This is a genomic window from Nocardia sichangensis, assembly GCF_047200615.1.
GTDB lineage: Bacteria > Actinomycetota > Actinomycetes > Mycobacteriales > Mycobacteriaceae > Nocardia > Nocardia sichangensis.
In genome coordinates this window covers 1-1,843 of record NZ_JBJZOK010000093.1, presented here as the reverse complement: position 1 = coordinate 1,843, position 1,843 = coordinate 1, and the positions used below count along the sequence as shown (strand labels likewise).

Below are 1,843 nucleotides of genomic sequence, written 5' to 3'. Positions count from 1 at the left end.
GTGCTGTTGTGGAGATGAAGGTAGGTCCTTCGGCATCGGCATGCAGGTGCGGGTGTCAAACCACCTCGAGCTGCTGCGGTGAATGAGTCGTGGTGGTGAGCGTGCGGGGAAAAGCTCTGCAGGACAGGGCAGGTATGGGCCGTGAAGGCGAACGTGAGTGAACCATTGATGACGCGTCGTTAGATGTAGGTGACATCGAAACCGGGGCCTCAATGCTGTCCCGGGAGGAGCCAGACGGGAGCCTGCTGATTGGTCTGGTGGTGTCCGGCGTGAAGGTGGCGCGAGCTCGGTCCAGGCTCTGCAACGGAACAGGAGAACTCCTCGACGCGAAACGGCGGCCGGTGGTTGAGCCGGTCGCGGGAAGGGTGAGCAGCCCTGGTGGCGTGTCAGGAGGGCGGAACGCCCCGTAGTAGTGGTGAAGCCTCTGTAATGGGGGTGGAGCGAAGGGGGCGTGCTGTCGGGTTTCGATCGACGATCAACCAGTAATGGGAGGAATCCGATGACCGGAACGAGATCGGTGGGCAAGCCGTTCGATATCCCGAAGATTTTGGTGTGGGAGGCGTATCTGAAGGTCAAGGCCAACAAGGGAGCAGCTGGTGTGGACGGACAGTCGTTGACGGAGTTCGAGCAGGACGAGAAGAACAACCTGTACAAACTCTGGAATCGGTTGTCATCGGGAAGCTATTTCCCGCCGCCTGTGCGGGCGGTGGACATTCCGAAACATGGTGGCGGGGTCCGAACCCTTGGGGTTCCGACTGTCGCGGACCGGATCGCCCAGACGGCGGTGGCGATGGTGTTGTCGCCGTCAGCGGAACAGGTGTTCCATCCTGATTCGTATGGGTATCGGCCCGGACGGTCGGCGTTGGATGCGGTGGAGACGTGCAAGCAGCGGTGTTGGCGACAGCCCTGGGTCATAGACCTCGATATTCAGGGCTTCTTCGACAACGTGCCGCATGATCCCATCGTCGCTGCTGTGGAACGTCACACCGGGTTGTCGTGGGTGGTGCTGTATGTGAAGCGGTGGCTCACCGCTCCGCTGCAGCAGACCGACGGCACGCTCATCAGGCGGGACAAGGGGACCGCGCAGGGGTCTGCGATCTCGCCGTTGTTGTCGAACCTGTTCATGCACTATGCATTCGACTCCTGGGTGGAGCGGGAGCTGGGGTCGGTCAGGTTCGAGCGGTATTGCGACGACGCCATCGTGCACTGTGTCAGCGAGAAGCAAGCGGAGTTCGTGCGTGATGCCATCGCGCGCAGGCTGGGGCGTTTCGGTCTGGCACTGCACCCGGACAAGACCCGGATCGTGTACTGCAAGCAGGAGGGTCGGGACCTGGAGTTTCCGGTCACCGAGTTCACCTTCCTGGGGTTCACGTTCCGGCGACGGGCATCTCGTCTGCGGGACGGGCGACTCAAGACCGGGTTCCTGCCCGCGGTGAGCAAGCAGGCCAAGAAGTCCATGGCCAGGACCATCCGGAACTGGCAGTTGGGCCGCTGGACCGCGCTGAGCTTGAAAGAGATCGCCGCGATGATCAACCCCGTCGTGGCGGGCTGGATCAACTATTACGCGTACTTCTACAAGTCCGAGTTGATCAGTTTCCTGGAACGCCAGATCAACCCGTTTCTCGTGAAATGGGCGATGAGGAAATACAAGCGGTATCGCCGTGCCATAGGACGGGCACGCCGGAAGATGGCTGAGTTCGCCTCAACCTATCCCGGCATGTTCGCGCACTGGAAACAGGGTGCGTTGCCCAGCGGTTCGACAGTGGGAGCCGTGTGACGGGAGACTGTCAAGCACGGTTCTGAGAGCGGCGGCGGGTGAGATCCTCGCCGCCGACTCACCTCG

General features: G+C 61.6%; 1 protein-coding gene. It reads left to right on the top strand.

The genetic code is table 11. From position 1 onward, the window contains the following. Positions 1-499: 499 nt before the first annotated feature. Complete coding sequence (gene ltrA, locus ACL03I_RS39245) at positions 500-1,777, top strand: group II intron reverse transcriptase/maturase (RefSeq protein WP_412808632.1); 1,278 nt, start codon at positions 500-502, stop codon at positions 1,775-1,777. The last annotated feature ends 66 nt before the right edge of the window (positions 1,778-1,843 follow it).

Coding starts and splice junctions, on each gene's coding strand:
- ltrA (WP_412808632.1), top strand. CDS start 500: ATGACCGGAACGAGATCGGTGGGCAAGCCGTTCGATATCCCGAAGATT.